The sequence below is a fragment of the Avibacterium paragallinarum genome, assembly GCF_011765605.1.
Lineage (GTDB): Bacteria > Pseudomonadota > Gammaproteobacteria > Enterobacterales > Pasteurellaceae > Avibacterium > Avibacterium paragallinarum.
Genome location: NZ_CP050316.1, coordinates 962,280 through 988,048, shown reverse-complemented (window position 1 = coordinate 988,048; position 25,769 = coordinate 962,280). Strand labels below are relative to the sequence as shown.

The following is a 25,769-nucleotide window of genomic DNA, read 5'->3' as shown; positions in this document are numbered from 1 at the left end:
AAACACCGCACTTATAATTCCAACTCCAAATCACTTTCCACTTGGCAGCAGCAAAGTAGCACTTCGTTTTCATTTACAAAAGCAAGTGGTGGTTCATTATAGCCGACTTTACCACTCTTTATTTTTGTGCGACAAGCACCGCAATAGCCAGAACGGCATTGATATTCAGGATAAATACCGTTGATTTCTAATTTTTGGAGTAACGACATTTCGTTGTGATGTTCAAGGGTGATTTTTTGTTTTAATAGGGTAATTTTCATTTTTTTATAAAAGTGAAATATAAAAATAACATTTTTTTGTAAATAACGAATTTTGCTTGTCGAGAAACTTACTTTCTTTTGCGTTCTTAATGAGAAGTAAGAGAAAAATTTTTCTGGCTAAATTTCGTTTTTCTTTGCAAGTAATAATGTATTTCGCTCGTTGAGCGACTTCCTTTCTTTTGCATTTCCCGAATGGAAGGAAGTAAAATTTTTTGTTTCATCGTTAAATCGCATTTTTCTTTGAAATAACTAACGGATTTCGCTCGTTGAGCGACTTCCTTTCTTTTACATTCCCAAAAGAAAGGAAGCAAAGAAAAGGGAACCCCGATCAAACCACTTTTTCCTCATTCCAACAAAATTTTCTTAACGAAAAGTAAGCCCATACTCGCTACGCTGCGTTCAGGCGTTACTTTTCTAAAAATTTTATTTCCATTCGGGCGGGTTTGGACGGGGAATGCTAGATTAAATGTTAAAGTGTGGTGGAAATTTTTAAGCTTTTAAGATTGTGTAAAAGCATCACCATTTCTTTGCACCTTATAAAATAGAAAAATAAAACAAACTTCCTCTTTTTTATATAAATTTTGAAAAAATCTTAATAAGTGAAAAGATTAACTCCCCGTGTAAATTGCCTTCATTTCTAACAAATTTTTAGAAAAGTAATGCCGAGCGAGAGCTTAGCGAACATCAGACTTACTTTTTGTTAAAAACATTTATTAAAAATAATATAAAAACAAATTTTCTGCTTTTGCTATATAGATTTCAAATAAAAACGAGCATTAGCAGAGAGCTTCTTTCCCCGTGTAAACTGCCTTCATTTTTAACAAATTTTTAGATAAAGTAATGCCGAGCGAGAGCGTAGCAAACATCAGGCTTACTTTTCGTGAAGAACATTTATTAAAAATAATATAAAAACAAATTTTTTGCTTTTGCTATATAGATTTTAAATAAAAACAAGCATTAGCAGAGAGCTTCTTTCCCCGTGTAAATTGCCTTCATTTTTAACAAATTTTTAGAAAAGTAACGCCGAGCGAGAGCATAGCGAACATCAGGCTTACTTTTTGTGAAGAAAATTTGTTAAAAATGAAGATCAGCAATTTAGTCGGGGTGCTTTTTTCTTTGCCTACTTTCTTTTGAGCAAGCAAAAGAAAGTAGGTCGCTCAACGAGCGAAACCCATTATCAATCCCAAAGAAAAAAACAATCAATAAAGTGCGGTCATTTCCTACAGAATTTTAAAAATTAGAAAATTCCCACCGCACTTTTAATTCAACAAATCTTAAAGTTCATTCAAACTCAACACGTCCGTCATATCAAATAAGCCTTTTTCTTTTTCGCCTAGCCATTTTGCGGCACGCACTGCACCATTTGCGAAGGTCATTCGGCTTGAGGCTTTGTGGGAGATTTCGACCCGTTCGCCAATATCGGCGAACCAGACGCTATGTTCGCCTACCACATCACTGGCTCGAATGGTAGAAAAGCCGATTTCATCGCGTTTGCGTTCACCTGTGATGCCTTCGCGGCAGAATACGCCGTGAGTTTTTAAATCACGTCCTAAGGTTTTGGCAATATGCTCGCCCATTGATAAAGCTGTGCCTGATGGTGCGTCCACTTTGTGGCGGTGATGTGCTTCGATAATTTCAATATCGCAATAATCGCCCATCACTTTGGCAGCTTTTTCTAATAATTTGAATACTAAATTTACGCCAACACTGTAATTTGAGGCAAAAACGATCGCGATGTTTTCTGCGGCATTGTCAATCGCAGCTTTGCCTGCGTCATCAAAGCCCGTTGTGCCGATCACCATTTTTTTCTGATGTTGTACACAAAAATCAAGGTGAGCCAATGTGCCTTCTGGGCGGGTGAAATCAATGATTAAGTCAAAACGATCTTTTTCTGCGTTCAAATCATCTGAAACGATGATGCCAAGTTGTCCGATGCCTGCCAATTCCCCTGCATCAGCTCCCACCAATGATGAGCCTTTACGCTCAAAGGCTGCCCCTAATTCGATACTCTCTGCGTTATGCACGGCTTGAATAAGTTGGCGCCCCATTCTGCCACCTGCACCAACAACGGCAATTTTTAATGTCATATTCCACGCTCCTGTTATGCTGTAAGACAAATAATTGTGGATAGCCCTGAATAAATGAGTTCTCCACCAAAAAAGACGAAAACAATCCCAGCTAAATTATCAATGTAGCGATTATAGCGGTTGTAAAATGTGCGTACGATTTTGCGGGAAAAGAAAAACACAATCAAGGTGAAATAAAGAAAGGTTTCTAATGCTAATAGCACGATAACCAATACAATTTCGGTATTTCCAGAGATATTCGCCATAAGTCCTGACAACACACTACTGAAAAACACAATCACTTTCGCATTGCTCACATTAATCAACAGCCCTTTCATCACTTCACGGAAAATTGAGCTATGTTTAGCTTTAGTTTGAGTAAAGTCAGCAAGCTGGGCGTTTTCGGTTACGCGGAGCATTTTTATTCCACAATAGGCTAAATAGCTACCACCTAAGCACATAATGATATATTGCACCAAATTATTTGTGCGGTTAATCATCGCCAACCCAAAAATCACCACAGCCGACCAAAATAAAATGCCTAGTGCGATGCCAAATGCCCCCGCTACGGCATTGCGATGGGTATCGCTCGCCGCTTTACGGCTGACATAGAAAAAATCGGGTCCTGGGCTTAATAAGCCCGCAAGATTCATTAATAACACTGTCCACATTGGCGAAATCCTTAAAATAAATACACAATGCCTTTGATGACGATAATGCTATAAATCGCAGCAAGCACATCATCAATCATAATGCCAAATCCGCTTTCCAATTTACGATCAAAATAGCGGATCGGGTAAGGCTTCAAAATATCAAAAACACGGAAAATCACAAAGCCCAAGCTACACCACAACCAATTCACTTCAGGCAGTACACTTAGCACCATAAAAATGCCGACAAATTCGTCCCACACGATTGCTCCGTGATCGTGCACGCCCATATCCTCAGCGGTTTTCTGGCAAATCCAGCAACCTGCGATAAAACAAAGTGCGGTCAAAAAAAGGAATAGATTTTGCGAAATACCTTGCAATAGCAATCCGCCAAGCAAGGTGGCAGCAAGGCTGCCCCACGTTCCCGGTGCGGGGCGAAGTAAGCCTGAGCCTAGCCCGACAGCAAGCAAATGAACAGGGTTAGTTAAACGAAGGCGATGACGGGGATCTCGAGTTTGCGTTTTTTCTTGCATAATCTTTATTTAAAATGATCAAATCCTGAAGTGTGGGCGATTTCCACCTCTTGCCCATCACGTTGAAAAATAATGCGTTTTTTCGCTGAAGCTCGCCAAGCTCGAATCTGTCCGATACAAGTATAATTGACGCCAATGTGCTTTAAATGCTGATCTAATTTCTCACGCTGGCGATCTGGCACGGTGAAGCAAAGTTCGTAATCCTCTCCGCCCGTAAGAGCAAATTGCTCTGCCTGCGGTAAGCCAAAGGTCTTTACCAACGCCTCAGAAAGCGGCAATTTATCCAAATGAATCACCGCACTGCATTCACTGCGTTGCAAAATATGCCCGAGATCGGCGATTAAACCGTCTGAAATGTCAATAGCAGCACTAGCAAGGGAGGACACCGCTAATTCTAGCCCGAGCAACACGCGTGGCGTTGGGCGAAGGTGGCGTTGAATGAGGTAATTGCGGAAAAAATCGCGTTCATTTTGTACCGCACTTTTCGCATCTGAAGCAAGTACAGGCTGAGCCGTTCCGAGTAAAAACGCCAAGCCCGCCGCACTGTCGCCCAATGATCCCGAAACGTAAATCCAATCCCCCACATTGGCACTGTGGCGACACAAGGCTTTGCCTTTGGGAATGATCCCCTGAGCGGTAATGCTAATCACGTGCAACGCCCCTTTGGTGGTGTCGCCGCCGATAAGCTCCACATTGTAATGATCCATCACCTCAAAAAGGCTTTGGCTAAAGACACTCAGCCATTGGTGATCAATATGTGACAAGGTGAGGGCAAGGGAAAACCACGCGGGTTCAGCCCCCATTGCGGCAAGATCGCTCAGGTTTGTCGCGGCGGCTTTGTAAGCCAAATCAGCGGGAGAAATGGAGGGCAGAAAATGGGTATTTTCCACCATTGTATCGGTGGTGATGGCGATCCGCTGATTTTGTCGATGTTCAGTAATCGCACAATCATCGCCAATCGCCAAAATCACATCTCGGCGAGAAGGACGCTTTGAGGCAGTGAAATACCGCTTAATCAGATCAAATTCACCACTGCTCATTGCTTTCCTTCCTTGAAAAACCTGAATTATTTACGCGACAACGCGGGTGCAACTTTATCTAGCACGCCGTTCACATAGCGATGGCTATCGTCAGCCCCGAACACTTTCGCCACTTCAATGGCTTCGTTGATTACCACTTTGTAAGGCACATCAAGCTCAAAACGCAATTCATACACGGCTAAGCGTAAAATCGCACGCTCGATCGGGTCTAATTCTTCAAGGCTACGATCCAAATACGGGGCAACGCTGGCTTCTACGGCATCAATATTTTCCGCCGTTTGACGTAGCAATTTGCGGAAATAAGGCATATCTACGCCATTCATATCCTGCTCGCTAACAAAGGCGAGTTCCACTTCGCCAATAGGGTTTTGCGAAAGATGCCAAGAATACAAGGCTTGCACCGCACATTCTCTTGCACGACGGCGTGGGCTAGGTTTCTTTACTTTATCGTTCATCATTTGCTCAGCCATTATTACGCATTATCAATTTGGGCTAATAGGTTAATCATTTCGAGAGCAACCAACGCGGCTTCTGCTCCTTTATTGCCCGCTTTTGTGCCTGCACGTTCAATGGCTTGCTCGATGTTTTCAGTGGTCAGTACACCAAATGCCACCGGGATTTCTGCCTGCATTGCCACTTGACCTAAACCGCTACTGGCTTCCCCTGCCACATATTCAAAATGAGCTGTGCCGCCACGAATCACCGTGCCGAGTGCCACAATCGCGTCATATTTTTTACTTTCCGCTAAACGGCGAGCCACTAATGGTAATTCATACGCCCCTGGTGCACGCACGAGGGTGATGTTTTCCTCTTTCACTTGCCCAGCACGTTTTAAGGCATCTAATGCCCCTTCAAGCAAACTTTCATTAATAAAACTGTTAAAACGAGCAATAGCAACTGCCACTTTGGCTTCTGGAGCCGCAATTACGCCTTCTAATACTTTCATAAAAAATCCTATTCTCTTTTCTCTTAATAAATTGGTGGGGGATTTTATCATAAAAAATAGCCTTAGTAATCCGCTTTTATCGCCTACCAAGTGATCTCATTTTGCAAACCCGCCCATTTTTGTAAACAAATAAAAACACTATGTAAAAATATAATTACAACACAAAAAAAGTGCGGTAAAATCTACCGCACTTTTATTTCACTCATCACATAGGAAGAAACAATGCAAAATAAAACCTTTGGCAGTGCCTTGTTGGTTGCGGGAACAACCATTGGGGCGGGAATGCTCGCAATGCCCCTCACTTCCGCAGAAATGGGCTTCAGCTACACCTTAGCCCTGTTATTCATTCTGTGGATTTTACTTTCTTACAGTGCGTTACTTTTCGTTGAAGTTTACCAAAAAGCCGAACGCAAAGACGCTGGGATCGCCACCCTTGCCGAGCAATATTTCGGGCTAACGGGTCGCGTCCTTGCTACCCTCTCTTTGGTTGTGTTTATGTATGCCATTTTGTCCGCTTATGTTACGGGCGGCGGCTCATTATTAGCGGGGCTATTGCCGTTTTTAGGCGACAACGCGACCTCCGTTTCTATCGTCCTCTTTACGGTTGTGCTAGGCGTATTTATCGTTATCAGCACAGGGGCCGTCGATGGCTTAACTCGCCTGCTTTTCATCATCAAACTAATCGCCTTCGTGCTTGTGCTGGGAATGATGTTGCCATTGGTCAGCAGCGATAATCTGCTCGCAATGCCACTGAAAGATTTCTTAATTGTGTCAGCCAGCCCCGTGTTCTTCACCTCATTTGGCTTCCACGTGATTATTCCGAGCATTAACAAATACTTAGATGGCGATATTAAACGCTTACGCATCGCCATTATTGGCGGGACAGCGATCCCATTGGTCGCCTATATTTTATGGCAACTCGCCACCCACGGCGTTTTCCCGCAATCGGAATTTGTTACCATTATTAACACCGATCCAACCTTGAACGGCTTAATTAATGCCACATACCAAGCGACTGGCAGCTCAATAATTAGCGGTGCGGTGCGGACATTCTCCACACTAGCATTGGTAACCTCATTCCTTGGCGTAGCGTTGTCTTTATTTGACTGCTTAGATGATCTGTTAAAACGCATCAATATCAAAGCCAACCGCATTCAACTAGGCTTATTAACCTTTTTACCGCCTCTCGCCTTCGCCCTTTTCTACCCTGACGGCTTTATCGCGGCACTAGGCTATGCGGGGCAAATGTTCACCTTCTACGGCTTAGTGTTGCCAGTGGGTATGGCTTGGCGTGCAAGAAAAATCTATCCAAACCTGCCTTACCGTGTTCTTGGCGGCAACCTCAGCTTACTCATCGCTTTATTATTAGGTGTATTGATTATGAACGTGCCATTTTTAATTAAAGCAGGCTATCTACCCAATGTAATTGGTTAAACAAAAATGAGGAGGCAAACTTTTGCCTCCTATCAAGAATATTGACCTCCTACCAAATATATTGAATACCTATCTAATCTCTAAATTTCTCCTCAAACAGCAAATAACATCTATTCGTGATATGTTCTTTCATATTATTTTTACAAAATAATGTTACAATTAGTTCGTTATAATTTAGCAAACTCTCTCTAAATTTTATAACCTATAGGATTTATATAAGGAAAAAATATGAATAAAATCAAAATGACATTTACAACCTCTAGAACTTTTGCTCACGATCTTGTTTCTGAGCTTTTAACTATCGGTGCTCTATCTGCGGAAGAAACGAAAATAAAAGGTGAAGATTCCGCAGAAGTCACTGCTGAATTTACAGATACTGTGGAAGTTGCTGATGTTATTGCAGCCTTAGCTGAATCAGGAATTACTAATATTCCTTATACTGTAGAGTAATAGTCATTTTTAACTAATTCAAATGATTACTAACTTTCATAAGGTTTAGTGATTTAAAGTATTACAAAAGCTAAGTTCAGTCCAATGAAACTTAGCTTTTTCTAATCTTTATATTTAATGACCTATCCTAATTAACCTTATCCTTAAGGTAATTGAATTTGTTTCACTATACCGCAATGAGCAGCATTATATTCAATCTCTACTATGGTTGCAGGATAGAAATTAGCCGTATTTTTACCACATAATTCACGAACAATATCACCAACAAGAGGTAAATGAGAAATAATAAGAATATGTTTAACTCCCTCTTGAGAAAGTACGTCAAGATAATCTTTCACCACGCTCGCATCACCATAAGGCGTAATTCCAGACCACGTTTCAAATTTGCTATTTAATTGATTTTTATAAGCAAGATCAATTTGCTCAAAGGTTTCTTGAGCCCTAATATAAGGACTTACTAGCACTTTATCTAATTCACTGCAAAATGATTGCAACCATTGACCCTGTTGATAAGATTGCGATTTACCTTTTTCAGTCAATTGTCTCAATTTATCTGAAGAAGCCATTGATTTAGCCTCACCGTGCCGCATTACAAAAATTTTCATATGACTACTCTATTTATTTTCAAATAAAAGAAGCGAAAAAAATCGCTTCTTTTTCCTACCGCACTTTTAATTTGCACGCACTGCGTCAGCGATCTCTTCTGCACATTGCTGAGCAAGCGTGCCGTCTTCACATTCCACCATTACGCGAATAAGTGGTTCTGTGCCTGATTTTCTGAGCAAAATACGCCCTTTACCCGCAAGGCGTTGTTCCACTTGTTCCGCTACGGCTTTCACTTGTTCACTCTCAAGCGGATTGTTGCCGCCCGCGAACCGAACATTAATCAGCACTTGAGGGAAAAGTTGCACCGCACTTGCCAATTCGTGAAGGGATAAACGATGTTCAACCATTGCAGCTAACACCGCTAAAGAGGCAACAATGCCGTCGCCCGTGGTATTTTTATCCGCAATGATGATATGCCCTGAGTTTTCACCGCCGAGCAACCAGCCTTTTTCCTGCATTTTTTCTAATACATAGCGGTCGCCCACATTGGCACGCACGAAAGGAATGGCTAATTCTTTCAATGCCAATTCAAGACGCATATTACTCATTAACGTACCAACCACGCCGCCTTTTAATTTGCCTGCACGCAAAGCTTCGCGGGCAATAATGAACAGGGCTTGGTCGCCGTCCACTTTATTACCAAGGTGATCCACTAAGATTAAGCGGTCGCCATCGCCGTCATAAGCTAAACCAATATCTGCTTTGGTTTCTAACACTTTGTCTTGTAAGGCTTTAATGTCGGTCGCGCCACATTTTTCATTGATATTCATTCCATTTGGCTGCGTACCAATTTCGATTACTTCTGCGCCTAGTTCACGCATTACATTCGGGGCAATGTGATAGGTTGCGCCGTTCGCGCAGTCCACTACGATTTTGTAATTTTCTAAGCTTAAATGGGCTGGGAAGGTGCTTTTACAAAATTCAATATAACGCCCTGCCGCATCGTTAATACGGCTTGCACGTCCAAGTTGTGCGGATTCCACACAATCCATTGGCTGTTCTAACATTGCTTCAATGGCTTCTTCTACATCATCAGGCAATTTTGTACCTTGGGTGGAGAAAAATTTGATCCCGTTATCATAATAAGGGTTATGGGAAGCGGAAATCACAATGCCTGCTTCTGCACGGAAAGTGCGGGTTAAATAAGCAATAGCAGGGGTTGGCATTGGCCCTGTAAAGGCGGCTGAAAGCCCTGCTGCGGCTAAACCAGCTTCAAGGGCAGATTCCAACATATAGCCCGAAATGCGGGTATCTTTACCAATTAATACAGTGCCGTAACCCTGCGTTGCTAGCACTTTTCCTGCTGCCCAACCGAGTTTAAGGACGAAATCAGGGGTAATCGGTGAAGTTCCTACTTTTCCACGCACACCATCAGTGCCAAAATATTTGCGTTCTGCCATTTGTATTCCTTTTTATGTTTTATCGTTAAAAATCATTACGTTGATTGACGTTATTATGCCATTTGCGTGGCTTGCCAAATTTTTAATGCGTCTGCCGTGGGCGCAACATCGTGTACACGCACAATTTTTGCGCCATTGAACACTGCAATTAATGCGGCGGCAACACTGCCTACAATACGCTCATCAACAGGTTTATCTAACACCGCGCCAATCATTGATTTGCGCGAAATACCTGCTAATACTGGATAATCTTGGGTAAATTTTGCTAGTTGTTGCAATAATTGGTAATTATGTTGCACGGTTTTACCAAAGCAAAAACCCAGATCCCAAATAATGTTTTCCTTTTTCATTCCTGCCGCTAAACAAACTGCGGTGTGATTTTCGAGAAAATTTAGCACCTCTTGCACCACATCATCATAATGCGGATTCTGCTGCATTGTGCGAGGCTGCCCTTGCATATGCATTATGCAAGTGGGTAAACCTAATTGCACAGCAGTTTGCAAGGCATTTGGCTCTGTCAAAGCCCGAATATCATTGATGAGATCCATTCCCACTTTCGCACTTTCTGCCATTACCTCCGCTTTTGAGGTATCCACAGAAATCCAGCAATCAAAACGCATTCTCACCGCTTCAACGATGGGAACAACACGTGCCAATTCCTGTTCAAGTGTAACTTCTTCCGCCATTGGTCGGGTTGATTCCCCGCCAATATCAATGATCGTCGCACCTTCATTGAGCATTTTTTCAACTTGGAATAATGCGTTATCCTTTTGAAAAAATCGCCCACTGTCAGAAAATGAGTCTGGTGTCACATTCAAAATCCCCATAATTTGGGGCTGAGATAAAGAAAGGATTTTATTATTTGCTTGTAACTTCATCATTTTTTTCACGCAATAAAAGTGCGGTCAATTATAGCGGAATATTTGGCTAAACAAAATACACAGGATTTCTTATCGTAAAAGAAGATGATATTGCTTATACTAGTGAAGCTTATGAAACTAGAAGGAGCCATCTCAATGAAAAAAACATTTCTCACACTGAGCGTTAGTGCCGTTTTATTGCTTTCTGCCTGCAATGATAAAGACAATGTCAAAATTGAACCTAAAGCTGCGACACAAACGCAAGTAGCAACAGAACAAAAAGCTGAATTTCCCGCTTTAAATGTGAAAACTGTTGATATTTTTAACAAAGGAGAAACCATTGAAATACCCTCAAACAATGGTGAAAAAGAACAAGCTAGCCTGTTCACTTATGCAAATCTCGCGGAAACACAAGTACCTTGGCTTAACCAATTACTTCTTAATACACAATACAAGCAAGGCATAAATTATTTAAAGCATCTTAATCAAATCAATGAAACGCAAGAATCACAACCAGAAGTATTGCCCACAACCCTCAGTAAAGCCAATCTGACGCAGCTTTTTACTCTTATTCATCAGCGTTCTCTTGAGGTTGCAAAGAAAAATGGAAACCGCGGAATGGAATTTGCTGTGCAAACGACTTATCTTGGGCAAAAAAATAATTGGGTAGGATTTCATAATACGATTTATTCCTATGAAGGGGGGGCTCACGGGATAGAAATATCAGAATATCTTAATATTGATGTAGATAAGCAATCCCTTGTTACTTTAGATCAACTGATAGATAAAAAAGATCAACCTGCTATCCTAAACGCACTATGGAAAGTCTACGATGATCTCAGCAAAGAGGCTAATTTTAATACAAATTATATAGAGAAAGCCGATTTTTATATTTCGCCCGATTTTTATTTTGATCAAGACGGCGTGAACTTCGTTTATCAGCCTTATGCTCTATTCCCCTACGCTTTCGGTGAAATTACCCTAACGTTACCTTGGGAGCAAGAGGAAGCAGAATTGATAAAATTTGAGTGGTAATGACAATATAAAAAATGTGCCTCATTTGAGGCACAATTAGGAAAGCAAAATATGACCACTATTGGCTATTAGAATAGCACTTATCTTATGCTTCAATAGCATATCTCCTCTAAGAAAAAATGCAAAAAGGAATATCTAAATTTGTGACTAACATCTCAAAATTTGATAAATACTAAGTAATAAAAAGCATTTACTCAACAGCATATTCTTCAATAACAACGGGTAAAGTAAAAATTCTACCAAGACGAGAAATTAAAACATTTACTGTAGTATTCGGTTTAGTATTGCTGATGACATTCATCATTTGTGCGGGTGATTGTGCTTTCACATCGCCAAATTGCAACATAATATCTCCAGCTTGTAACCCCGCTTTTGCTGCTGGACTATTTTCCATTATACTCGTGATTTCAATACCTTTTGTTTTTCCACTTTGTCCATCATTAAAAAGGACATCCGTCTGAATACCTAGAAAACCGCGTATCACTCGCCCATCACGAATAATTTTTTTCATAACATCGTTTGCAAGATCAATAGGAATAGCAAAATTCAACCCTTCAGCAATTTCATTGGCATTTTTACCGAGGCTTAACGTGCTAATCCCAACCAATTCCCCCAAAGAATTAATCAAAGCACCACCTGAATTTCCACGATTAATAGATGCATCTGTTTGAATAAAATTTTGACGTCCCATATAATCCCCTACAGCATTACGCCCCAAGGCACTAATAATCCCCTGTGATACGCTTTGCCCTAAATTATAAGGATTACCAATAGCCAGTACTACATCACCAACGTGTAGTTTACGCTTGGTATTCGGAATAGTTGCTAAATTATCAGCACGGATTTTTAACACTGCAAGATCTGTCAAGCTATCAGAACCAATCAAACTTGCTTCAAAAATACGTCCATTTTGCATCGCGACCACAATTTGATCCGCATTTTGAATAACATGTTTATTAGTGAGAATATACCCCTCTCTTGCCATTATCACGCCAGAACCTAAACTCGTTGTTTCTGAATGATTATTGGTAGCAGAAAAAGATTGACTATACACATTCACCACTGCGGGAGATGCTATACGCACGGCATCTTTAAAAGAAAAAATGTCTTTTTGGAATAAAGCTCCTCCTTGATTAAAAAAGGGTATCACAAACAAGATGAAAGCTGCCGCAACTAAACCAATAAAGATAGATTGGATTATTTTTTTTAACATTAAAACTCCCATTTTATTCATTTTTTGGATGATAGATTAGTTTTAAATCATCGCCAATCGGTGTAACAGATTGTAATGTCCAATGCGGAGCATCAGCAAGTTTATGTAAATGAGGCAAGTGACAAAGCCCCTTGCCTTGATCTCCTAATAATTTTGGAGCAATGTAAACGATCAATTCATCCACCCATTTCGCCTCAATTAATGCCCCAGCTAACCCTGAGCCAGCTTCAACCCACAAGGTGTTAATTTGCTGTTCTGATAAGTACTTTAAAAGTGCGGTGAAAAAATCTGGTGTTTTTTCAATTTGAATAGATTGACAAAATTCAGGGAATGCGGATAAATCCCGTTCTTGATACCCCACCAACCATACAGGGGTAGGTTGTTGAAATAATTGACATTCTGGCGTAACGCGATGTTGGCTATCTAAAATAATCCGCACTGGCTGGCGAAGTGCTGTATCGGGATATTGTTGTTGCACTTCAGCGGGAAGCTGTGTCCAACGCACATTCAGCATTGGATTATCCATTAGCACGGTTTCACTGGTCGATAAAATCGCACTCGCACTCGCACGATATTGTTGAACATCTTGGCGAGCCAATTCCCCAGTAATCCATTTACTTTCGCCATTTGCCATTGCGGTGCGACCATCAAGGCTCATCGCCATTTTGAGTTGCACAAAGGGGCGGTTATGCCGCATTCGGGTTAAAAAGCCTTGATTGAGCAATTCCGCTTTTTCAGCCAATAAGCCCACCGCAGTTTCAACGCCCGCTTGTTGTAACATTGCCAACCCACGCCCTGCCACTTGAGGGTTCGGATCAGTCATTGCGGCGATCACTTTCGCCACACCTGCTTCAATTAATCCTTTCGCACAAGGTGGTGTGCGACCAAAATGGGAACAAGGCTCAAGGGTAACGTAAGCAGTTGCCCCCCGTGCATTTTCCCCCGCTTCACGCAATGCCATTACTTCCGCGTGCGGTTCCCCCGCTTTCAAGTGAAAACCTTTGCCAATGACCCCGCCATTTTTCACTAACACACAGCCAACGGAAGGATTTGGCGTGGTGGTAAAACGCCCTAATTTGGCAAGATCCAGTGCCATTTGCATAAATTCGTGATCTCGCTGAGTAAATTTCTCTTGCATATTAATCCTTCAGTTTCTCAATTTCTTTGCTAAATTCATTGATGTTATCAAAACTTAGATAAACAGAAGCAAAACGAATATAGGCAACTTTATCTAATTTTTTCAAGGCACTCATCGCCAATCGCCCCACCAATTCGCTTGGTACTTCCCGCTCGCCTGTGGCTCTCAACTGGTGAATTATATGGCTGATGGCTTTTTCCACATCATCAGCACTCACGGGACGTTTTTCAAGGGCGTGTAAAATGCCGCGGCGTAATTTTTCTTCGTGAAATGGCTCGCGGGATTGATCGCTTTTAATAATTTTCGGAATCACTAATTCCGCACTTTCAAAGGTGGTAAAACGCTCGTGGCATTTACCACATTCGCGACGGCGGCGAACTTGGAAACCATCAGAAACCAAGCGGCTATCGATCACTTTTGTTTCTTCGGTCGAACAAAAAGGACAACGCATAACACCTCTATTTTCTCGCTTCCCCTTTCATTTTTGCATAATCAAAAAGGGATTGGCATTCATTATAAAAATAGGTGTAGTTTAACAAAATTTACCTTAATTTACGATCTCTTTCAGTGAATGCTCACTCATTCGAGAATAATGAGCCAGATCAATTTTTTATTGACAAGATATTGCTTAGTCAAACTTTATTTCCTACTATATTACTCAACTATTTTGACCTTTGGAGAACATAATGAAAAACGAACTCATCTGCTACAAAAAAATGCCCGTGTGGAATAAAGACAGCCTGCCAAAAATGTTCCAAGAAAAACACAACACCAAAGTCGGCACTTGGGGGAAAATCACCGTCTTGCAAGGCAAACTCAAATTTTTTGTTTTAACGGAAGAAGGTGAAGTGATGAGCGAGCATATTTTTACCGCTCAAGATGACACGCCTTTCGTTGAGCCACAAGTTTGGCATCGTGTCGAAGCCGCCTCTGAGGATTTAGAATGCTACTTGGAATTTTATTGCAAAAAAGAAGATTATTTCAGTAAAAAATACAATATGACCCCAACCCATTCCGAAGTAAAAAGTGCGGTGGAAATTATCCCGCCTTGCAAAGTATTAGATCTCGGCTGTGGACAGGGGCGTAATTCGCTCTTTTTAAGCCTGCTCGGTTATGAGGTAACCGCTTGGGATCATAATGAAAATAGCCTTGCTTTCCTCACCAGCACCGCGGAGAAAGAAACGCTAAAAATTCAGACCGCACTTTATAATATTAATACTGCCAATATCCAAGAAAATTACGATTTTATTCTTTCTACGGTGGTCTTTATGTTCCTTGATCGCAATGCCATTCCTGCGATTATCGAAAATATGCAAGCCCACACCAACGCGGGCGGTTATAATTTAATTGTCGCCGCAATGAGTACCGATGATGTGCCTTGCCCGCTGCCGTTTTCTTTCACGTTCAAAGAGGGCGAACTAAAACATTATTACCAAGGCTGGGAACTCATTAAATATCAAGAAGAAATGGGCGAACTGCACAAAACCGATGAAAACGGCAACCGCATCAAAATGAAATTTGTGACGATGTTGGCGAAGAAAAAATAAATATTACACAATATGCTAAAAAACGAGGCGGATCCTCATATTCGCCTTGTTTTTCCCTCTTTATGTCTATTTCACTTTAATAATTAAATGTCTTTAACTACCTATATAGATAAATACAAAAAATAATTTTATTTTACCCGTCAATATCTTCTCTTGATAAAAATTTCCCCCACGACACAACCTGACGCACGGATTTTTCATTGTGCTATTAAAATAATGCTCAACTTAACAAACAGAGAGGGATTTTAATGGAAAATCAATATGATTTAGAAAGCAACGTTATCGATGGGCAAGGGAAGCAGGCGAGATTGAAAAAACTGTTGCGTCAGCTTAATCAGGGAATGCACGAGCGGGAGCATATTCTTGCGGTGAGTTTGTTGGCAGCGATTGCTGGGCATAACACCTTTCTTTATGGCCCACCAGGGACGGCGAAAAGTTTGATTTCTCGCCGTTTAGCCTGTGCTTTTGAAAGCAAAAATTATTTTGAATGTTTAATGAACCGCTTCACCACCCCTGAAGAGATTTTTGGCCCGATTTCGCTTAAAGCGTTAAAAGAGGACAATTATGTACGGCAGATTGAAGGCTATTTACCCACCGCGGATTTTGCTTTTTTAGATGAAATTTGGAAATCTAGCCCTGCGATTTTGAACAATTTGCTCACAATTATTAATGAACATTTATTCAAAAATGGCAGCGATCGCATTGATGTGCCGTTGAAATCTTTAATTGCAGCATCTAATGAAATTCCTGAAGAAAATCAAGGCTTAGAAGCACTTTATGATCGCTTTATTGTACGTATGCTCGTGCCACCTATTCAAAACAATGCCACTTTCAACCAACTGCTCAATAGCAAGCCGAGTGCAGAAAAATTGTATCTCGATCAAGATCTGATTATTAGCAATCACGAAATGCAGCAATGGAGGCAGCAAATTCAAGAAGTGCAACTCAGCGAAGAAACCCTTGAGGCGATTCAACAAATTCGCCAGCGGTTGAACCAAGCAGAGCAAGAGAAAAAGAAAAAAGCGTCTAAAACAAAGAAAGGCACGGCAGAAACTGCTACCACTGAAGAAAACACAGAAGAAGAGAAAGAAGAAACTCCATCTATCTATGTATCTGACCGCCGTTGGCAACGAGCCGCAATGTTATTAAAAGCCTCTGCCTTTTGTAATGATCGCACAGAAACCAATTTTACCGATTTGTTTTTGCTCAAATATTGTTTATGGACAACGCCAGAAAATCGGGAATATATTGCGGAGGTTGTTGATGGGGTTATTACTAAACCATTTGAAATGGATTATATTCAACACTTTAATTTAAACCAATTAGAGCAAAAAATTTCAGAATTATATTATTATCAAGAAAATATTTATCATACCGTAACGTTGAACGATGGTAAGGAATATTATGCTTTTACTATCCAATCAGTCAATAATGATAGTATAGATCTTCTTACTAAACAAAGATTTTATAATGATATTAATCTAGATGCCGTGGGAGATATTCTTTTTTACATTCCAGCCAATGAAAAAAATAATGCTCTTTTCCACCCTATCGATCACTCAGGAAAGGAAGTAAAAAATTGTTATATAAAAAAGCTTGATGTAGATATGTTTTCTGTTCGTTCTGTAAGAAATGGTATTTTTACAATAAGAACCCCTATTCTTTTTTACCCCAGCGTCCTATTTAATAAAAATTCTCCAAAAATATTACAAACAGAAAAAGAGTTAATTTTAGCAAAAAGTCTAAATGAAAAGATAAAAATGCTAAATATTAAAATCAATACAGAATTAAACACAATAAAAATAAAAAATAATAACAAAAATCTTTTTTTATCTAAACAAGAAAAAAGGATAAGTCTAATACCATTTAAAGATAATGAAAAAGATCTAAAAATTGCACAATTGGAATTAGAGCGAATTGCGGAACTTCGACCAATTCAATATAGAGAATGCTAAAACGATTATCCTGAGGGAAAAAAATGAAATCTTCACAATATCAGAAAAAAAGACAAACGTATTTGACTATTTTAGAAGATGAATCAAATGCAGAAGAATTATTCAAATCATATCAATCATTTTGTCAAGATATGGCAATTCATTTTGATTCAGAATTTTGGCAGAAAAAACTACAAACCGAAAAAAACGATCTTTTTTGTGATTTTGCTAGATTTAAATGGAAAAATGATTTGCAAAAAATAGATACGCTTTATCAAGATTTCAAAGCGAGTATTTATAGTGATATAGGAGAAGAAAAAAATAATTCATCTGAACTTAATAAAAAAATAGATGAACAATTCTTGTCTGAATATAAAAAATTACAAAAGGAAAATCCATTTAAAGACTATTATCATAAAATTTCACATTATGAAAACAATACGAATCCTATAAATTCTAAAGATGAAAATAAACAAGATACAGATAATTCGTTTACTACTCAGCTTCTAGACGAATATAAAGTCTTTTGTAAGGCTAATGATCTTCCCTTTGATGCTCTATTTTTTGAAAAAAAGATAAACTCAGGGAAGGAACAAAAAACGATCTATGATTACCTTCTGCAACGATGGAAAAAAGAACTTGATAAGGTGGAATATAAATGGCAACAAGAAAAAATATCTTTAAATATTAAATCATTTAAAGAAAAATTAAACCTTTCTATATGCTCTTTGTTGGGTATTGGCGATAATATCGGTAATCTCACTCCACAGGATACTGAATTTTTAAAGATACTAAATACTCAATTAAAAAAGGTGAAAAAACTCAAAGAGATCCTTGATTTATTGGGACGTGCCTTTGGTAAAAACAATGCGACTAAAACCAAAAAAGAAATAGAAAATACTGAACAGCTTAGTCCCGTCATTGATTATCGAGCAAAAGAAGAAATAGTAGGGCTTTATTTAGGCAAAGAGCTAGAAAATATTTTACCTGCTGAATTAGCATTATTAAATAATGAAGAAAGTGCGGCGTTATTTGACCTTAAATTTTTAGAAAATAAATTAATGTGCTTTCAACAACAAGGGATTACTTTTGCTACGCAAAGCCAAACAACGCCTAAAGAGATGTCTGAAGATGAACGTACAGGTCCAATGATTTTATGTGTCGATACTAGTGCGTCAATGAGGGGCGATCCCGAAAATATTGCTAAAGCGATAGCACTTTATCTAGGTCAAGAAGCCAAAGCACAAAAACGAGCTTATTTTATTATTAACTTTTCTAGTCAGATTGAAACTTATGAACAAACAGAAAAAAAATCAATCAATGATCTGATTCATTTTCTTTGTAATTCATTCCACGGCGGCACCGATGTTGAACCTGCGTTAGAATGTGCATTAGATTTATTACAACAAGAAAACTATGAAAAAGCAGATATCTTAGTCATTTCTGATTTTGAAATAGATGAATTTAGCCCAGAAATGCAAAATGAAATTGCCGAACAAAAACAAAAGAAAACCAAATTTAATGCCTTAGTGATATCAGCATGTAATTCATTTGGTATTTCAGGTTATGAGCAATTTTATCAACACTCACCACTTTCTTTTTTCGATAACCAATGGCAATACTCCCCAACAACAGGCGAAATTGTTGATCTTATCAAGCCAACTTCATCGCCATAGCCGAAGAAAAAAGATAAAAACCGCCCTAACGGCGGTTTTTTTTGCTTTAAATCCTGCTTACCCCTTTCACAACGCCCAAAACTAATTCGCAAAACTCGTAAATTAATTCACCTCAAGGGTTTTAATCGCCTTTAATAAGGTGTCATTAATTCGACTTTGCCAGCCTTTCCCTGTCGCCTTAAACGCCGCGATCACTTCGGGCGAAAGACGTAAGCTCACCGCTTGTTTGGTTGGGGCTTTTTGTTTGCCTCTACTTTTCTTTATGGCTTCAGTATGCTCAAAAACCATTTTAGTGAAAGCAGCTGGCATAACTTCTGCCACAGGGCGAAATTGTGCCAATTCTTCGTCTGTTAATGGAATATCATTAAATTCATTTTCTACTTTCGACATAACGCTTAACCTCTCTCTTATTTGCCTTTCTAAAGCTGATCACTCTCACACCTTGTTCTATTGGCGTAACACAAGCCATATGTACTCGGTCATCAATTAAACCTAACGCAATATAACGAGGCTCTGGATAATTAAAACGAAGATCTTGCCAAATTAGTGCGGTTATCCAATCAAATTTCACCATCTTCGTAAAAGGTAAGCCACGTTCTTTCTCATTTTTTAATGATTTATTCGGATCAATTTCAATTTTCATTTTGAGCTTCCGTTCATCTATTCAAATTAATTGTATATACAAAATAGTAAAGTGGCAATCTTTTTAATGCTCTTTGATTAGAAAAATAAAAAAATTTTCCCTCGCGACACAACCTGACGCACGGATTTTTCATTGCTCAATTAGAATAATGCCAAGATTAAGAAACAAAGGAGCATTTCAATGGAAAACGAGAACTTTAACGACGATCCACTCAAAGAAGTACTTGAAAAAATTAGAGAAGCCACTGAACCTTGCACAGCAACAAAAGTCGCCATCTTCGCAGGTAAAACAGCACTTTTTGCAGGTATCGCCTACGCTGGCTATTGTCTATACGACTATTTTTGTTCTTCTGAATAATGGTAAAAATAAGAGGGAGCTATACTCCCTCTTAGATTGCTGATAAAGCTCATAGCCTAGCACAAGCCGTGCTAGGTTCGTCAAGTTTAGCCCCACTGGGGCTGAATAGAAAAGTCGCAGAGCGACTTAAATTAAGTAACCCTATACGACTCGTATAGGGGGGGGCAATGCTCTGAGAGGGAGCTATCTACTCCCTCTAATGGTTTAACCAAGACATATCACTTTTAGCTTACCAAGCTAAGCCTTTTGATCGTGAATGAAGATTACTCTTCCCCCAACAATTTCAACTCTCGGTTTTTCACTTGGTTTTTCAGGATTTCAGTGAATTCTGCCACGGTAAATGTGCCTAAATCTGCACCTTTACGGGTACGCACGGCAATTTTGCCTTCGGCAATTTCTTTATCACCACAGACCAACATATAAGGTACACGTTTTAAAGTGTGTTCGCGGATTTTAAAGCCGATTTTTTCGTTGCGTAAATCGGCTTTGGCACGCAAGCCTGCGTCAGAAAGAGCTTTCACTACGTCTTTTACATAATCTGCTTGACTGTCGGTAATGTTCATCACCACCGCTTGGGTTGGGGCAAGCCAAGGTGGGAAGAAACCTGCGTAATCTTCGGTGATAATGCCGATAAAACGCTCTAATGACCCTAAAATCGCACGGTGGATCATCACTGGCGTTCTGCGGTCATTATCTTCCGCCACATAAGAGGCATTTAAGCGACCTGGTAAGGCGAAATCAAGCTGGATTGTGCCACATTGCCATTCACGATCGAGGCTATCACGCAAGGCAAATTCAATTTTCGGTCCATAGAATGCCCCTTCGCCCTCTTGGATTTCGTATTCTAAGCCATTGTGTTTTAAGGCATTGGCTAAACCCTGTTCTGCTCTGTCCCACATTTCATCAGAACCGATGCGTTTTTCTGGGCGGGTGGAAAGTTTTACTTGAATATTGTTGAAACCAAAGGTGCTGTAAATATCGTACACCATACGGATACAACTGGTTACTTCGCTTTCAATTTGATCTTCTGTACAGAAAATATGTGCGTCATCTTGAGTAAAACCGCGTACACGCATTAAACCGTGCAATGAACCTGATGGCTCGTTACGGTGGCACGAACCAAATTCCGCCATACGAATTGGCAGATCACGATACGATTTCAAGCCTTGGTTGAAAATTTGCACGTGTCCTGGGCAGTTCATCGGTTTAATGGCATATTCACGATTTTCTGATGAAGTCGTGAACATTAAATCACCGTAGTTTTGCCAATGCCCTGTTTTTTCCCACAGAACGCGATCCATCATAAATGGGCCTTTCACTTCTTGATAATCATACTCTTTCAATTTAGTACGCACGAAGGTTTCTAGCTCACGGAAAATCGTCCAACCATCATTGTGCCAGAACACCATACCCGGTGCTTCTTCTTGCATATGATAAAGATCAAGGGCTTTACCAATTTTACGGTGATCGCGTTTTGCTGCTTCTTCTAAACGTTGCAAATAGGCCGCCAATTGTTTTTTATCTGCCCACGCTGTGCCGTAAATACGCTGTAACATCTTGTTTTTGCTGTCGCCACGCCAGTATGCACCCGCCACTTTTTGTAATTTAAAGTTATGGCAGAAACGCATATTTGGCACGTGCGGCCCACGGCACATATCAATATATTCTTGATGATGATAAAGCGCTGGCGTTGCGGTTTTTTCGATATTCTCATCTAAAATCGCCATTTTGTACGGCTCGCCACGCTGTTCAAACGTATCTCTTGCTTCTTGCCAACTTACTCGTTTTTTCACCACGTCATAGTTGGTTTTTGCCAGCTCGTGCATTCTTTTTTCAATGGCATCAAGATCTTCTTGCGTTAAAGAGCGGTCTAAATCCACGTCATAATAAAAGCCGTTTTCGATAGTTGGCCCGATTGCCATTTTCACATCAGGGAAAAGCTGTTTAATGGCGTGTCCTAATAAATGCGCACAAGAGTGGCGAATAATTTCTAATCCGTCCTCGTCTTTTGCGGTGATGATTTCTAACGTTGCATCATCTTCGATCAAATCGCAGGCATCACGGCGTTCACCGTTCACACGCCCCGCGATAGTGGCTTTAGCTAGCCCCGCACCAATATCTTGTGCCACGTCAAGCACGCTAACGGGTTTGTCGAATTGGCGTTGTGAGCCATCGGGTAAAGTAATAATTGGCATATAAAATCCTTATACAGTGGTTACCCATACGAGAGGTAACTTGTTGATAAAATTAAAAAAATGAAGTAAAAAAGCACCGCACTTTTTATACCTACAATGTATTGCCCAGCACGGCACTTTGGTGAACTTCGTTGGTCTAAAATGAATAGGCGATCATACGCTATTTTGTCGTGAAAACCAACGTTCTTTACGCTTAAACAGCTTTATCGAAATATAATTCCACTTGAGATAATTTTGCCATTGTTTCCACATAGGCTTTTACTTTCGGCGGGAAATTCAGCCCTTTCACGCAAGTGAGATTACGCAACATTGGGAAAAGCAAAATGTCTTCCATAGAAAGCTGATCATTCACACCATTTTCTGACAAAATTAAATACTCAAGTGCGGTGAAATCTTGCTGTAATTTTTCGATATATTGGGCGGAATTTGCCAGATTTTCGGCGAAAGCACCAATACTTTCCGTTTTCTTTTTAACGAAATAATCCACCGCACTTTGGGTAGCAAATTCAGGTAAGCCTAATTTCACAAAACGCGGTAATAAAAGATGATTATAATAACGGCTCACTGCCTGTATCCACGCTTGAAGATCGCTACGCACCTCATCATCTGGCAACAACAGATCACCATAATTTTGATCCACATAATGCACAATGTCTAAACTTTCTGGCATTGCCGTGCCGTCCTCTTTGATCAAAATCGGTGCCATTTTTTTGCCGATAAGCGAAACGGGCGTAGTTTCATCATCACTCAACAATACCACCTTTTCCACTGGTATATTTTTTAAACCCAAAATTGTTTTAAGACATAAAAACCAATATAAATCATACCATTATGTTTTTTGTTGTCTTAATTTGGTTACTAAAATGGTTACTATAATGAAATGCATCCAGTTAATTATGATCAATAAATGATCTTTTCGAACTCTTGATTCAACTGCTGATAAATTATACTAAATTTTACAAAAAGGTTAAATCTCAAGTTATTTGAGAGTTTTTCTGGTGTAGTCTTGAGGAACAATATTGATTGAGTCAAGATTCTTCTGTATTTTAGTTCTTAGTTCAATCAATGTTTAATCCTTGTAACCATTAATCAGCCATAATATTCTTCATATTATTAATTTAATCATTAATATCTGATATGGGATGATATTTTGTTACTAGATAATTAAATCAAATAATATATTCATTATTATCTGATATGGTTTAAAACTTTGTTACTAATAATAGAGAGGTTAATATGTTTAATCAGAAAATTTATACGCTAGATGATTTTAATAACAGTTTACAACATCGAATAAAATAGACAGACTGCTTTGGTGATGGTGTATGGTTAAACCCCAAAGATGTTGCTCTGAAACACAAGTATATTCAATTTAATGATTTATTCATCAAGTTTATGGTATTCGATTTAGATCGTAAGAATTCAGCAATGGACTGGGAGTTGGTTGGGCTGCCGTCGCCGAATATTATTGTACAAAATAAAGAAAATGGTCGGTGTCATTATATTTATGCACTTGAAACACCTATTTGCAATACGCAAAATGCACGAATAAAGCCAATTGTTTATTTTAAGAAAATACAAAAAGCTTATTCCGACAAGTTGGGATAGGACAAACATTATGTTGGTGTATTCACAAAAAATCCAAATTCCGATTTCTGGCGGACATTTGTGTTCAATGTACCAGCATATAGTTTAGATTATTTGGCAGACTTCGTTAATTTATCTGATAATCCAATATTTCACTATAATGATGATGTTGCTGAGGGCAGAAACTGTGATTTGTTTAATCAGATTAAACGCATTGGTTATCGAGAAGTACTACAATTTAAGCAATCAGATAAAAAGTTATATCAATTTAATCAATATTTGTTATCTTTGTTAGAAAGTTTAAACCAAAATCAACATCCACCTTTGCCATATCGTGAGTTAAAAGGTATCGCTAAAAGTGCTGCACGCTGGATTTGGGAACGATTTAGCCAATCACAATTTAGCCAGATTCAATCTAGTAGATCTAAAAAGCGGTGGAAAAATCAACAAGAGAAAAAGAAATTATTGATAGAGACATTTGATAAAAATAAGCCTAATTTATCGTTAAAACAAATTGCTCAACAATTTGGTGTTAGTTTAAGCACAATCCATCGTTGGGCGAAAGAATTTGAGTGGGGTTCAGAAACAGATTCAGGGTTAAAATATCAACAGATTACAAGCCTTAGAAATCAAGGATTAAAATGGCGTGAAATAGCTGAAAGATTGTCAATTACTGAAGGCAATGCTAAAATGTGTTTTAAACGTCATAAACCATAAGTAAATAAGCCATCAAATTTTGATGGCTTATTTTTTTATACTTTGCAACTATCAAGATAGCTTAAAATCTATGATTCAGGAATGCGAATTTGTCGTCCGATTTTAATTGCAATTAATTTTCCTGACTCAATTAGACGCAAGATTGTAGAACGACTAACACGGAAGCGCTCTTGTAATTCTTGAATAGTGAAATAGTAATCGATATTGTCTTGAAGTAACATATAAACCTCTCTTGTTTAATGAATTTAAAAAGAGGCTAACACGAATTTTTATTAAGATAACTTCAAATTGATAACTTTTTTAATTTTTCTTGCAAGTAAATGTTTGGCTCGTAAATCACGTTGAAACATTCTGAGCAAGAAAATAAGCTCTTCATATTCTAGTTTTTGCAATAAAGCTTCAAGTAGAGCTGAGGTATCTGAATCAGAGTGTGGTGGAACTCTAGGTAACCTTTTCATCATCTTTTATCCTTGTGTACACATTTTATAATTATATAAATTATTTATGTGATCTAAAAAGCCCCTAAATGAATCATAGGGGCTTTTTAAAATAAAGAATGATTTACCCCATTGGGTATGATAAAAAGATCAGCTAGGGATCATTTGGAGCATTTTTACTATGAGATTATTGCTACTTGAAAAACTGTGCCAAAGGTATTGATGTTGTACACCAATTTCCACAATCAGGACCACTTTCTTCATCTGCCTCATTAACATAATAGATTACAATAATCACACTATGAAGATCTTTATTTTTTTTAACATTTGTTAAATTTTGCTTTGTATTCACAATATTGGATAGTAGAAATAATCTATTTCATTTAGGAATTCCTATTCAAATCTTGCATTTAAATGTGGTAATTGGTTTGTTTTAATTTGGCATTCTCGAATACCATAAATAGCATCATTTAATTCAGCACCAAAATCAGCTACATATTCAATCATACAGCGGTCAAAGTTGTTAATATATTTTTCAGCTCTGCCAGGATAATATTTTGCTCCCCAACGTCCTGTAACGTGGTAGTTTGATGTATTTTTAACCGTTACTTCTATTTTAACTTGATCGGTCAATTCTTTACTATCTTCAGGAGTTGCCTTTTCAAGAACAGCATATTTGAAAACAGATAGATATTTTGATGATTGGAGTTGAGTATTAGTATTTTGAGTTTTATTACCTTGTGCTTTACTATTTTTAACTTGATTATTCTGTTTAGATGATGAAGTTTGCTTTGGTGCAATCAGTTCTTCACAATCAGCATAAGGCTGAATATATTGCATTATCTTTCCCTGATTACATAATTGAAACCAACGTTGAGTTAATTTTATTTTTTCTTCACCAGTGGCAGTTTCAAGTTTTGTTCTAACCTTTACTTGTTCTAAATCCCAAGCAATTAAATCATTAAAATTATTTGCAAAAGAGCTTGATGAGAACATAATAGCTAGAGAAGCAAATATGATAGCAGACGATGATATTTTCATAAAA

The 25,769-nt window shown here is 38.9% G+C and carries 29 protein-coding genes; 9 read left to right on the top strand and 20 right to left on the bottom strand.

Annotated features, from left to right (window positions below; genetic code table 11):
• Window positions 1-11: 11 nt before the first annotated feature.
• The 7 genes from yfaE to ribH all read right to left on the bottom strand — a co-directional run bounded on the left by yfaE (window position 12) and on the right by ribH (window position 5,495).
• Window positions 12-260 carry a class I ribonucleotide reductase maintenance protein YfaE gene (gene yfaE / locus HBL79_RS04810; protein WP_035684861.1) on the bottom strand — a complete coding sequence of 83 codons (249 nt, stop codon included), beginning with the start codon at window positions 258-260 and terminating at the stop codon, window positions 12-14.
• 1,274 nt (window positions 261-1,534) lie between these two features.
• Entirely contained in the window at window positions 1,535-2,347 is an 813-nt protein-coding gene (gene dapB, locus HBL79_RS04805) for a 4-hydroxy-tetrahydrodipicolinate reductase (RefSeq protein WP_035684866.1), read from the bottom strand.
• Window positions 2,348-2,361: 14 nt separating this feature from the next.
• The gene (locus HBL79_RS04800; protein ID WP_035684869.1) at window positions 2,362-2,997 is read right to left on the bottom strand and encodes a LysE family transporter; all 636 of its coding nucleotides are present in this window, start codon (window positions 2,995-2,997) and stop codon (window positions 2,362-2,364) included.
• A gap of 11 nt (window positions 2,998-3,008) precedes the next feature.
• Window positions 3,009-3,509 carry a phosphatidylglycerophosphatase A family protein gene (locus HBL79_RS04795; RefSeq protein WP_017806513.1) on the bottom strand — a complete coding sequence of 167 codons (501 nt, stop codon included), beginning with the start codon at window positions 3,507-3,509 and terminating at the stop codon, window positions 3,009-3,011.
• A gap of 5 nt (window positions 3,510-3,514) precedes the next feature.
• Window positions 3,515-4,549, bottom strand: coding sequence for a thiamine-phosphate kinase (gene thiL / locus HBL79_RS04790; RefSeq protein ID WP_035684872.1), 1,035 nt, complete (start codon window positions 4,547-4,549; stop codon window positions 3,515-3,517).
• 26 nt (window positions 4,550-4,575) lie between these two features.
• The gene (gene nusB / locus HBL79_RS04785; protein WP_370539165.1) at window positions 4,576-5,004 is read right to left on the bottom strand and encodes a transcription antitermination factor NusB; all 429 of its coding nucleotides are present in this window, start codon (window positions 5,002-5,004) and stop codon (window positions 4,576-4,578) included.
• Window positions 5,005-5,021: 17 nt separating this feature from the next.
• Window positions 5,022-5,495 (bottom strand): 6,7-dimethyl-8-ribityllumazine synthase, encoded by a 474-nt coding sequence (gene ribH, locus HBL79_RS04780; protein ID WP_035684877.1) that lies wholly within the window; start codon window positions 5,493-5,495, stop codon window positions 5,022-5,024.
• Window positions 5,496-5,717: 222 nt separating this feature from the next.
• Here ribH and HBL79_RS04775 point away from each other — a divergent pair, with 222 nt between their 5' ends.
• Window positions 5,718-6,929, top strand: coding sequence for an aromatic amino acid transport family protein (locus HBL79_RS04775; protein WP_035684880.1), 1,212 nt, complete (start codon window positions 5,718-5,720; stop codon window positions 6,927-6,929).
• A gap of 228 nt (window positions 6,930-7,157) precedes the next feature.
• A complete protein-coding gene (locus HBL79_RS04770) occupies window positions 7,158-7,379 on the top strand; it encodes a hypothetical protein (protein ID WP_017806508.1) in 222 nt (73 codons plus the stop codon).
• Window positions 7,380-7,522: 143 nt separating this feature from the next.
• Here HBL79_RS04770 and sixA read toward each other — a convergent pair whose 3' ends face one another.
• The 3 genes from sixA to folP all read right to left on the bottom strand — a co-directional run bounded on the left by sixA (window position 7,523) and on the right by folP (window position 10,263).
• Window positions 7,523-7,984 carry a phosphohistidine phosphatase SixA gene (sixA, locus tag HBL79_RS04765; RefSeq protein WP_035684882.1) on the bottom strand — a complete coding sequence of 154 codons (462 nt, stop codon included), beginning with the start codon at window positions 7,982-7,984 and terminating at the stop codon, window positions 7,523-7,525.
• Window positions 7,985-8,050: 66 nt separating this feature from the next.
• Window positions 8,051-9,385 carry a phosphoglucosamine mutase gene (glmM, locus tag HBL79_RS04760; RefSeq protein WP_046097388.1) on the bottom strand — a complete coding sequence of 445 codons (1,335 nt, stop codon included), beginning with the start codon at window positions 9,383-9,385 and terminating at the stop codon, window positions 8,051-8,053.
• A gap of 53 nt (window positions 9,386-9,438) precedes the next feature.
• Window positions 9,439-10,263, bottom strand: a complete 825-nt coding sequence (gene folP, locus HBL79_RS04755; RefSeq protein ID WP_035684887.1) for a dihydropteroate synthase — start codon at window positions 10,261-10,263, stop codon at window positions 9,439-9,441.
• A gap of 138 nt (window positions 10,264-10,401) precedes the next feature.
• Between folP and HBL79_RS04750 the strand changes: the two genes are divergently transcribed.
• Window positions 10,402-11,280, top strand: a complete 879-nt coding sequence (locus tag HBL79_RS04750) for an RsiV family protein (protein WP_035684890.1) — start codon at window positions 10,402-10,404, stop codon at window positions 11,278-11,280.
• A gap of 190 nt (window positions 11,281-11,470) precedes the next feature.
• Here HBL79_RS04750 and degS read toward each other — a convergent pair whose 3' ends face one another.
• Genes degS through nrdR form a run of 3 tightly spaced genes read right to left on the bottom strand, consistent with a single transcriptional unit; the run spans window position 11,471 to window position 14,082 of the window.
• The gene (gene degS, locus HBL79_RS04745) at window positions 11,471-12,493 is read right to left on the bottom strand and encodes an outer membrane-stress sensor serine endopeptidase DegS (protein ID WP_035685250.1); all 1,023 of its coding nucleotides are present in this window, start codon (window positions 12,491-12,493) and stop codon (window positions 11,471-11,473) included.
• A 13-nt stretch (window positions 12,494-12,506) separates the two neighbouring features.
• Window positions 12,507-13,631, bottom strand: coding sequence for a bifunctional diaminohydroxyphosphoribosylaminopyrimidine deaminase/5-amino-6-(5-phosphoribosylamino)uracil reductase RibD (ribD, locus tag HBL79_RS04740; protein WP_035684892.1), 1,125 nt, complete (start codon window positions 13,629-13,631; stop codon window positions 12,507-12,509).
• A gap of 1 nt (window position 13,632) precedes the next feature.
• Window positions 13,633-14,082: a transcriptional regulator NrdR gene (gene nrdR, locus HBL79_RS04735; protein ID WP_017806501.1), complete on the bottom strand. Its 450-nt coding sequence runs from the start codon at window positions 14,080-14,082 to the stop codon at window positions 13,633-13,635.
• 235 nt (window positions 14,083-14,317) lie between these two features.
• Between nrdR and tehB the strand changes: the two genes are divergently transcribed.
• From tehB to HBL79_RS04720, 3 genes are all read left to right on the top strand, one after another.
• Window positions 14,318-15,178 carry an SAM-dependent methyltransferase TehB gene (gene tehB, locus HBL79_RS04730; RefSeq protein ID WP_046097387.1) on the top strand — a complete coding sequence of 287 codons (861 nt, stop codon included), beginning with the start codon at window positions 14,318-14,320 and terminating at the stop codon, window positions 15,176-15,178.
• A 248-nt stretch (window positions 15,179-15,426) separates the two neighbouring features.
• On the top strand, window positions 15,427-17,133 hold the full coding sequence (locus tag HBL79_RS04725) for an AAA family ATPase (protein ID WP_233570719.1): 1,707 nt from the start codon (window positions 15,427-15,429) through the stop codon (window positions 17,131-17,133).
• Between the two features lie 23 nt (window positions 17,134-17,156).
• Window positions 17,157-18,788, top strand: coding sequence for a VWA domain-containing protein (locus HBL79_RS04720; protein ID WP_035684895.1), 1,632 nt, complete (start codon window positions 17,157-17,159; stop codon window positions 18,786-18,788).
• A gap of 102 nt (window positions 18,789-18,890) precedes the next feature.
• Here HBL79_RS04720 and HBL79_RS04715 read toward each other — a convergent pair whose 3' ends face one another.
• Together HBL79_RS04715 and HBL79_RS04710 are read right to left on the bottom strand one after the other, a co-directional pair.
• Complete coding sequence (locus tag HBL79_RS04715; RefSeq protein WP_035684898.1) at window positions 18,891-19,178, bottom strand: BrnA antitoxin family protein; 288 nt, start codon at window positions 19,176-19,178, stop codon at window positions 18,891-18,893.
• Window positions 19,159-19,431: a BrnT family toxin gene (locus HBL79_RS04710; RefSeq protein ID WP_035684900.1), complete on the bottom strand. Its 273-nt coding sequence runs from the start codon at window positions 19,429-19,431 to the stop codon at window positions 19,159-19,161. Before HBL79_RS04710 ends, HBL79_RS04715 begins: the two co-directional genes overlap by 20 nt.
• 180 nt (window positions 19,432-19,611) lie before the next feature.
• Here HBL79_RS04710 and HBL79_RS04705 point away from each other — a divergent pair, with 180 nt between their 5' ends.
• Entirely contained in the window at window positions 19,612-19,788 is a 177-nt protein-coding gene (locus tag HBL79_RS04705) for a hypothetical protein (RefSeq protein WP_156127769.1), read from the top strand.
• Between the two features lie 263 nt (window positions 19,789-20,051).
• Here the strand turns inward: HBL79_RS04705 and thrS are convergent, their stop codons facing one another.
• Together thrS and grxB are read right to left on the bottom strand one after the other, a co-directional pair.
• Window positions 20,052-21,983 (bottom strand): threonine--tRNA ligase, encoded by a 1,932-nt coding sequence (gene thrS, locus HBL79_RS04700; protein ID WP_035684902.1) that lies wholly within the window; start codon window positions 21,981-21,983, stop codon window positions 20,052-20,054.
• A gap of 193 nt (window positions 21,984-22,176) precedes the next feature.
• Window positions 22,177-22,734: a glutaredoxin 2 gene (gene grxB, locus HBL79_RS04695; RefSeq protein ID WP_051128063.1), complete on the bottom strand. Its 558-nt coding sequence runs from the start codon at window positions 22,732-22,734 to the stop codon at window positions 22,177-22,179.
• Between the two features lie 599 nt (window positions 22,735-23,333).
• On the opposite strand from grxB, the gene HBL79_RS12455 reads away from it, so the two are divergent.
• Entirely contained in the window at window positions 23,334-23,591 is a 258-nt protein-coding gene (locus HBL79_RS12455) for a replication initiation protein (RefSeq protein ID WP_325048922.1), read from the top strand.
• Between the two features lie 60 nt (window positions 23,592-23,651).
• On the top strand, window positions 23,652-24,287 hold the full coding sequence (locus tag HBL79_RS04690) for a helix-turn-helix domain-containing protein (protein ID WP_233570718.1): 636 nt from the start codon (window positions 23,652-23,654) through the stop codon (window positions 24,285-24,287).
• A gap of 68 nt (window positions 24,288-24,355) precedes the next feature.
• Here HBL79_RS04690 and HBL79_RS04685 read toward each other — a convergent pair whose 3' ends face one another.
• The 3 genes from HBL79_RS04685 to HBL79_RS04675 form a co-directional block, all read right to left on the bottom strand.
• Entirely contained in the window at window positions 24,356-24,508 is a 153-nt protein-coding gene (locus HBL79_RS04685; protein WP_081637501.1) for a helix-turn-helix domain-containing protein, read from the bottom strand.
• Window positions 24,509-24,559: 51 nt separating this feature from the next.
• Window positions 24,560-24,748 (bottom strand): hypothetical protein, encoded by a 189-nt coding sequence (locus tag HBL79_RS04680; protein WP_035684911.1) that lies wholly within the window; start codon window positions 24,746-24,748, stop codon window positions 24,560-24,562.
• 369 nt (window positions 24,749-25,117) lie between these two features.
• Window positions 25,118-25,765 carry a hypothetical protein gene (locus tag HBL79_RS04675; protein WP_124994822.1) on the bottom strand — a complete coding sequence of 216 codons (648 nt, stop codon included), beginning with the start codon at window positions 25,763-25,765 and terminating at the stop codon, window positions 25,118-25,120.
• Between the last annotated feature and the right edge of the window lie 4 nt (window positions 25,766-25,769).

Bases quoted from the DNA above. Each gene is read 5' to 3' on its own strand.
- tehB (WP_046097387.1), top strand. From the start codon at position 14,318: ATGAAAAACGAACTCATCTGCTACAAAAAAATGCCCGTGTGGAATAAA.
- HBL79_RS04685 (WP_081637501.1), bottom strand. From the start codon at position 24,508: ATGTTACTTCAAGACAATATCGATTACTATTTCACTATTCAAGAATTA.
- glmM (WP_046097388.1), bottom strand. From the start codon at position 9,385: ATGGCAGAACGCAAATATTTTGGCACTGATGGTGTGCGTGGAAAAGTA.
- HBL79_RS04680 (WP_035684911.1), bottom strand. From the start codon at position 24,748: ATGATGAAAAGGTTACCTAGAGTTCCACCACACTCTGATTCAGATACC.
- ribH (WP_035684877.1), bottom strand. From the start codon at position 5,495: ATGAAAGTATTAGAAGGCGTAATTGCGGCTCCAGAAGCCAAAGTGGCA.
- folP (WP_035684887.1), bottom strand. From the start codon at position 10,263: ATGAAGTTACAAGCAAATAATAAAATCCTTTCTTTATCTCAGCCCCAA.
- HBL79_RS04795 (WP_017806513.1), bottom strand. From the start codon at position 3,509: ATGCAAGAAAAAACGCAAACTCGAGATCCCCGTCATCGCCTTCGTTTA.
- sixA (WP_035684882.1), bottom strand. From the start codon at position 7,984: ATGAAAATTTTTGTAATGCGGCACGGTGAGGCTAAATCAATGGCTTCT.
- nrdR (WP_017806501.1), bottom strand. From the start codon at position 14,082: ATGCGTTGTCCTTTTTGTTCGACCGAAGAAACAAAAGTGATCGATAGC.
- HBL79_RS04720 (WP_035684895.1), top strand. From the start codon at position 17,157: ATGAAATCTTCACAATATCAGAAAAAAAGACAAACGTATTTGACTATT.
- HBL79_RS04750 (WP_035684890.1), top strand. From the start codon at position 10,402: ATGAAAAAAACATTTCTCACACTGAGCGTTAGTGCCGTTTTATTGCTT.
- degS (WP_035685250.1), bottom strand. From the start codon at position 12,493: ATGTTAAAAAAAATAATCCAATCTATCTTTATTGGTTTAGTTGCGGCA.
- HBL79_RS04800 (WP_035684869.1), bottom strand. From the start codon at position 2,997: ATGTGGACAGTGTTATTAATGAATCTTGCGGGCTTATTAAGCCCAGGA.
- HBL79_RS04705 (WP_156127769.1), top strand. From the start codon at position 19,612: ATGGAAAACGAGAACTTTAACGACGATCCACTCAAAGAAGTACTTGAA.
- HBL79_RS04775 (WP_035684880.1), top strand. From the start codon at position 5,718: ATGCAAAATAAAACCTTTGGCAGTGCCTTGTTGGTTGCGGGAACAACC.
- ribD (WP_035684892.1), bottom strand. From the start codon at position 13,631: ATGCAAGAGAAATTTACTCAGCGAGATCACGAATTTATGCAAATGGCA.
- thrS (WP_035684902.1), bottom strand. From the start codon at position 21,983: ATGCCAATTATTACTTTACCCGATGGCTCACAACGCCAATTCGACAAA.
- HBL79_RS04770 (WP_017806508.1), top strand. From the start codon at position 7,158: ATGAATAAAATCAAAATGACATTTACAACCTCTAGAACTTTTGCTCAC.
- HBL79_RS04725 (WP_233570719.1), top strand. From the start codon at position 15,427: ATGGAAAATCAATATGATTTAGAAAGCAACGTTATCGATGGGCAAGGG.
- HBL79_RS04710 (WP_035684900.1), bottom strand. From the start codon at position 19,431: ATGAAAATTGAAATTGATCCGAATAAATCATTAAAAAATGAGAAAGAA.
- HBL79_RS04715 (WP_035684898.1), bottom strand. From the start codon at position 19,178: ATGTCGAAAGTAGAAAATGAATTTAATGATATTCCATTAACAGACGAA.
- HBL79_RS04675 (WP_124994822.1), bottom strand. From the start codon at position 25,765: ATGAAAATATCATCGTCTGCTATCATATTTGCTTCTCTAGCTATTATG.
- dapB (WP_035684866.1), bottom strand. From the start codon at position 2,347: ATGACATTAAAAATTGCCGTTGTTGGTGCAGGTGGCAGAATGGGGCGC.
- thiL (WP_035684872.1), bottom strand. From the start codon at position 4,549: ATGAGCAGTGGTGAATTTGATCTGATTAAGCGGTATTTCACTGCCTCA.
- nusB (WP_370539165.1), bottom strand. From the start codon at position 5,004: ATGAACGATAAAGTAAAGAAACCTAGCCCACGCCGTCGTGCAAGAGAA.
- yfaE (WP_035684861.1), bottom strand. From the start codon at position 260: ATGAAAATTACCCTATTAAAACAAAAAATCACCCTTGAACATCACAAC.